Origin of the sequence: Streptomyces sp. NPDC059994 (assembly GCF_042737755.1) — a bacterium.
GTDB lineage: Bacteria > Actinomycetota > Actinomycetes > Streptomycetales > Streptomycetaceae > Streptomyces.
This window is the reverse complement of record NZ_JBHWUR010000199.1, coordinates 1-5,702: the sequence shown is the minus strand read 5'-3', so window position 1 is coordinate 5,702 and position 5,702 is coordinate 1. Positions and strand designations below refer to the sequence as shown.

5 protein-coding genes are annotated in these 5,702 nt (G+C 71.6%); all 5 read right to left on the bottom strand.

All coding sequences use genetic code 11. The features are described from left to right. Positions 1 to 26 precede the first annotated feature (26 nt). The gene (locus tag ACFWA7_RS39590; RefSeq protein WP_385828008.1) at positions 27 to 773 is read right to left on the bottom strand and encodes a DUF3159 domain-containing protein; all 747 of its coding nucleotides are present in this window, start codon (positions 771 to 773) and stop codon (positions 27 to 29) included. Positions 774 to 776: 3 nt separating this feature from the next. Continuing rightward, complete coding sequence (locus tag ACFWA7_RS39585) at positions 777 to 1,175, bottom strand: OB-fold nucleic acid binding domain-containing protein (RefSeq protein WP_079126363.1); 399 nt, start codon at positions 1,173 to 1,175, stop codon at positions 777 to 779. 275 nt (positions 1,176 to 1,450) lie between these two features. After that, a complete protein-coding gene (locus tag ACFWA7_RS39580) occupies positions 1,451 to 2,140 on the bottom strand; it encodes a response regulator (RefSeq protein WP_385550215.1) in 690 nt (229 codons plus the stop codon). Between the two features lie 31 nt (positions 2,141 to 2,171). Then, positions 2,172 to 4,715 (bottom strand): ATP-binding protein, encoded by a 2,544-nt coding sequence (locus tag ACFWA7_RS39575; protein WP_385550212.1) that lies wholly within the window; start codon positions 4,713 to 4,715, stop codon positions 2,172 to 2,174. A 137-nt stretch (positions 4,716 to 4,852) separates the two neighbouring features. Beyond that, the gene (locus ACFWA7_RS39570) at positions 4,853 to 5,584 is read right to left on the bottom strand and encodes an ABC transporter ATP-binding protein (protein WP_385828006.1); all 732 of its coding nucleotides are present in this window, start codon (positions 5,582 to 5,584) and stop codon (positions 4,853 to 4,855) included. Positions 5,585 to 5,702: the final 118 nt, after the last annotated feature.

Genomic DNA, 5,702 nt, shown 5'->3' with positions numbered 1-5,702 from the left:
CACCCCGGGCCCCCCTTTTCGCGTCGTCAGTTCCCAGCCGCCTCGGCGGCCTTGGCCGCCTTCGCGGCCTCCTCTTCCGCTTCCATCTCCGCGAACACGTCGATGGGCGGCGGGGCCTTGGCCAGGAAGATCCAGGTCAGCCAGACCGCCAGCAGGAACGGCGGGATCTTCAGGGCGATCAGCACCCAGCCGAGCTGGGAGGTGTTGGCCCACCAGTAGAGCGGGAAGAGGATCGCGCACTTGGCGAGCAGGATCAGGCCCCAGGCCCAACTGGCCTTCGCGTACGCCTTCTTGCGGCCGGGGTTCCTGGTGCGCCAGGACAGGTTCTCCTTGAAGACCGGGCCCAGCATCAGCCCGATCAGCGGGACCCCGAAGAGCGTGGTCACCAGATACGTGACGGCCAGGCCCAGGGTGTAGATCATGCCCGGCAGATAGAAGTCCTTCGCGTTGCCCGTCATCATCGCGAAGACCACGCCGAAGGCCACGCCGAAGACGCCGCTGAAGGCGTGCTTGACGGTGTCCTTGCGGATCAGCCGGACCACGAGGAGCAGCAGCGAGACCGCGACGGCGGCGATCGCCGAGCTGTGCAGATCCTTGTTGACCGTGAAGATGGTGACGAAGAGGAGCCCGGGCAGGCACGTCTCCACCATGCCCCGGATCCCGCCGAACGCCTCGAAGAGCGCGGCTTCGGTGACGGCTTTGGCGTCGGCGTCCGGTGCGGTGCGCGCGTGCTTGGCGGCGGTCGTGGTGGTCGGCTTGTCGACTGACGTCACCGGCTACTCCTGTCCGAGCGGTCGGAGTTCGTATTTGGGGTTGAACAGCACCCGCCGGCCGTGGCTCATCGAGATCCGGCCCGAGGCGATCAGCTTGCGGCCCGGCTCTATGCCCACGATCGAGCGCCGTCCCAGCCACACCACGTCCAGCGGGGCGGTCCCGTCGAAGAGCTCGGCTTCCAGCGCCGGGACGCCCGCCCTCGGGCGCAGGGTGACCGTCCGCAAGGTACCAGTCACCTTGACTATCTGGCGGTCGTCGCAGTCGGAGATGCGGGTGCACCCCGTGGCCTGCGTGTCCTCCTGCAGTTCCGCGGAGTGCAGCTCCTCCTGCGAGGTGGACAGCCGGTCGAGCATCCGGCGGAAGCGCCCCGCGGGCTTCTCGGTTCGAAGGTCAGCACTCATACAGAAAGCGTACCGGCCCCCACCGGCACGGGAGGTGTCCGCGGCCATCCCGCCACGAGCCCGCTCACACCCCGCTCACCGCGCGGACACAGCCCGCTCACCGCTCGAACCGGTACCCCATCCCCCGCTCCGCGATGCTGCACCTCCCGGGGGACGACCCCCAGACCCCCAGCAGATCTCCACGGCTCACCGCTCGAACCGGTACCCCATCCCCGGCTCCGTGATGCTGCACCTCCCGGGGGACGACCCCCAGACCCCCAGCAGATCTCCACGGCTCACCGCTCGAACCGGTACCCCATCCCCGGCTCCGTGATGAAGTGGCGCGGATGCGAGGGGTCCAGTTCCAGCTTGCGGCGCAGCTGGGCCATGTAGACGCGCAGGTAGTTCGTCTCCGTCCCGTAGGAGGGGCCCCAGACCTCCTGCAGGAGCTGTTTCTGGCTGACCAGCCGGCCGGTGTTGCGGACCAGTACCTCCAGGAGGTGCCATTCGGTGGGCGTGAGGCGTACGTCCCGGCCCTCCCGGTTGACCTTCTTCGCGGCCAGGTCGACGGTGAAGCCCTCGGTCTCCACCGTCACCACGTCGTCCGCGCCCTCGCCGCCGACCGGCTCGGCGCGGCGGACGGCCGCCCGCAGCCGGGCGAGCAGCTCGTCCATGCCGAACGGCTTGGTGACGTAGTCGTCGGCGCCCGCGTCCAGCGCCTCGACCTTCTCGTCGGAGGTGTGGCGGGCGGAGAGCACCAGGATCGGTACCCGGGTCCAGCCGCGCAGCCCCTTGATCACCTCGACGCCGTCCATGTCGGGCAGGCCGAGGTCCAGGACGACCACGTCGGGGTGGCGGGCGGCCGCGAGCTGGAGGGCGGTCGCCCCGTCGGGAGCCGCGTCCACCTCGTACTTTCTCGCCTTGAGGTTGATCACGAGGGCGCGGACGATCTGCGGCTCGTCGTCCACCACCAGCACCCGGGTCATACGGATCCTGCTTTCTGCCGTGGGCCGAGGGTCACGAGGTGACCTGGGCGGAGAGGTCGGCGACGACCGGGCCGGGGCCGGGCACCGCCCTGAGGGTGAGCACCATGGTCATTCCGCCGCCGGGGGTGTCCTCGGCGGTGAGGGTGCCGCCCATCGACTCGACGAATCCCCGGGCGACCGCGAGCCCCAGTCCCACTCCGGCGCCGCGCGGAGCGTCACCGTACCGCTGGAAGGGCTCGAAGATCCGTTCCTTGCTCTCGTCCGGGACGCCGGGGCCGCGGTCGGCCACCCGGACCTCCACGCGGTCGCCGAGGGCGCTGGCGGCCACCAGGACGGGCGCGGCGTCGGGGCTGTACTTGACGGCGTTCTCGACGATGTTGGCGACGGCCCGCTCCAGGAGCCCGGAGTCGACGGCGACCATCGGCAGGCTCTCGGGGATGTCCAGCTCGACGCTGTCCTCGGGGACGCCGCCGAGCGCCATCGGGACCACCTCGTCGAGGTCGATCTCGCGGATGATCGGCCTGACGGTGCCGGTGTTGAGGCGGGACATGTCGAGGAGGTTGCCGACGAGGTGGTCGAGCCGGTCCGCGCCGTCCTCGATGCCCGCCAGGAGCTCGGCCTCGTCGTCCTCGGACCATTCGACGTCGTCGGAGCGCAGCGAGGTGACGGCGGCCTTGATGGAGGCCAGCGGGGTGCGCAGGTCATGGCTGACGGCGGCGAGCAGCGCGGTGCGGATGCGGTTGCCCTCGGCGAGCTTGCGCGACTCCTCGGCCTCGTCGACCAGGCGCTGGCGGTCCAGTACGACGGCGGCCTGGGCGGCGAAGGCGCCGAGCACCCGGCGGTCCTCGGCGGGCAGCACCCGGCCGCTGAGGGCCAGCGCCATGTGGTCGCCGACCGGCATGTCGACGTCGGCGTCCTCGGGGCGGGCCACGGGGTGCGGGCCGACGCTGCCCGCGCGGGTCCACGGCTCTACGTCGCCCGCCCGCTCCAGGAGGGCCACGGACTCCATGGCGAAGGTCTCGCGGACCCGCTCCAGGAGCGCGTCGAGCGTGGTCTCGCCGCGCAGCACGCTGCCCGCCAGGAACGAGAGGATCTCGGACTCGGCGCGCAGCCGGGCCGCCTGGTGGGTGCGGCGGGCCGCGAGGTCGACGACGGAGGCGACCGAGACCGCCACCAGGAAGAAGATCGCGATGGCGAGGATGTTCTTGGGGTCCGCGATGGTGATCTGGTGGACGGGCGGGGTGAAGTAGTAGTTCAGCAGGAACGAGCCGAACGCGGCGGAGGCGAGCGCCGGGAGGAGCCCGCCGAGCAGGGCCGCGGCGACCGTGAGCGTCAGGAAGAGCAGCATGTCGTTGGCGAGCCCGAGGTCCGCGTCGACGTTGGTCAGCAGCAGGGTGAGCAGCGCGGGTCCCGCGACGCCCGAGAGCCAGCCCCAGATGCTCCGGGCCCGCCCGAGCCGCGCGCCGCGCGCCACCGGAAGCCCGCGCCCCTTGGCGACCTCTTCGTGGGTGACGATGTGCACGTCCAGGTCGGGCCCGGACTCGCGGGCCACGGTGGCGCCGACGCCCGGCCCGAAGACGTACTGCCAGGCCTTGCGGCGGCTGGAGCCGAGGACGATCTGGGTGGCGTTGACGCCCTGGGCGAACTCCAGGAGGGAGGCCGGGACGTCGTCGCCTATGACGTGGTGAAACGATCCGCCGAGGTCTTCGACCAGGGTGCGCTGGACGGCCAGCTCCTTGGGCGAGGCCGAGGTCAGCCCGTCGCTGCGGGCCACGTACACCGCGAGGATCTCGCTGCCGGAGCCCTTGGCGGCCATCCGGGCCGCGCGCCGGATCAGGGTGCGGCCCTCGGGCCCGCCGGTCAGACCGACGACGATCCGCTCCCGGGCCTGCCAGGTGGAGCGGATGTTGTGCTCGCCCCGGTACTGCTGGAGGTACTCGTCGACCCGGTCCGCGACCCACAGCAGCGCGAGCTCGCGCAGCGCGGTCAGATTGCCGGGGCGGAAGTAGTTGGACAGGGCCGCGTCGACCTTGTCGGACTTGTAGATGTTGCCGTGCGCCATCCGGCGGCGCAGCGCCTGCGGCGACATGTCGACGAGCTCGATCTGGCTGGCCCGCCGCACCACCTCGTCGGGCACCGTCTCGCGCTGGCGCACGCCGGTTATCGACTCGACGACGTCACCCAGCGACTCCAGGTGCTGGATGTTGACGGTCGAGACGACGTCGATGCCCGCCTGGAGCAGCTCCTCGACGTCCTGCCAGCGCTTGGTGTTGCGCGAGCCGGGCACATTGGTGTGGGCGAGTTCGTCCACCAGGGCGACGGCGGGCCTGCGCTCCAGGACCGCGTCGACGTCCATCTCGGTGAAGACCGAGCCGCGGTACTCGATGGTGCGCCGCTGGATCTGCTCCAGGCCGTGCAGCATCACCTCGGTGCGCGGTCGCCCGTGGTGCTCCACGAACGCCACCACGCAGTCGGTGCCGCGTTCCACGCGCCGGTGGCCCTCGGACAGCATCGCGTACGTCTTGCCGACGCCCGGTGCCGAACCGAGGTATATCCGTAGCTTGCCGCGTGCCATGGCCCCATTGTCTTTCAGAGAACTGCTGCGTACGCGGTGCCGACCTTACGGCCCCCGATTCCGGCAAATCGGACCCGGGGCGCGGCTGAGCTGCCGTATTGACGCGATTCTGATACGCGGGGTGGGGCCCGGGGCGGTCAGCCGTGGTCGGTGATCCGCCCGTCGCTCAGCTCCAGGACGCGGTCCGCGAGCCCGAGCAGCTGGGTGTCGTGGGTGGCGACCAGGGCGGTGACGCCCTCGCTGCGCACGACCGCGCGCAGCAGCTCCATGACCGCGAGCCCGGTCTCGGCGTCCAGCTGGCCGGTGGGCTCGTCGGCGATCAGGAGCGCGGGCCGGTTGGCGAGCGCGCGGGCGATGGCGACGCGCTGCTGCTGGCCGCCGGAGAGCTCGCCGGGGCGCTGCTGGGCGTGGTCGCCGAGCCCGACCAGGGCGAGCAGCAGCTCCACGCGCGCGTCGCGCTCGCGCGGGTCGGCCTTGCGCAGCCGCATCGGGACGCCGACGTTCTCGGCGGCCGACAGGATCGGGATCAGTCCGAAGGACTGGAAGATGAAGCCGATACGGTCGCGGCGCAGCGCCAGCAGGCCCTCCTCGCCGAGGTCCGCCAGGTCCGTGGAGTCGACGGTGATCCGGCCGCCGTCCGGCCGGTCGAGCCCGCCGACCAGGTTGAGCAGCGTCGTCTTGCCGGATCCGGAGCGCCCCTTGAGGGCGACGAGCTCGCCGCGCGGCACCTCGAAGGACACCCCGCGCAGCGCGTGGACGGCGGCGGCGCCTTCCCCGTACGAGCGGCGCAGGTCCTCGACGCGGACCATCGGCCCGCTGCCCGGCTCCTGCGCGACCGCCGTGCCGCGCCCGCTGGTGCTCTCGCTCATGTCCGCTCCCCCGTACGTATGTCCCCGGCCGCGCCAGTATGTGCAGGAGGCACCCGTCTGGGCAATGCGTACGGGACCCGGAAACGGCGGCGGGCCGTACCCCGCGAAGGGGTACGGC

Bases quoted from the DNA above. Each gene is read 5' to 3' on its own strand.
- ACFWA7_RS39585 (WP_079126363.1), bottom strand. From the start codon at position 1,175: ATGAGTGCTGACCTTCGAACCGAGAAGCCCGCGGGGCGCTTCCGCCGG.
- ACFWA7_RS39580 (WP_385550215.1), bottom strand. From the start codon at position 2,140: ATGACCCGGGTGCTGGTGGTGGACGACGAGCCGCAGATCGTCCGCGCC.
- ACFWA7_RS39575 (WP_385550212.1), bottom strand. From the start codon at position 4,715: ATGGCACGCGGCAAGCTACGGATATACCTCGGTTCGGCACCGGGCGTC.
- ACFWA7_RS39570 (WP_385828006.1), bottom strand. From the start codon at position 5,584: ATGAGCGAGAGCACCAGCGGGCGCGGCACGGCGGTCGCGCAGGAGCCG.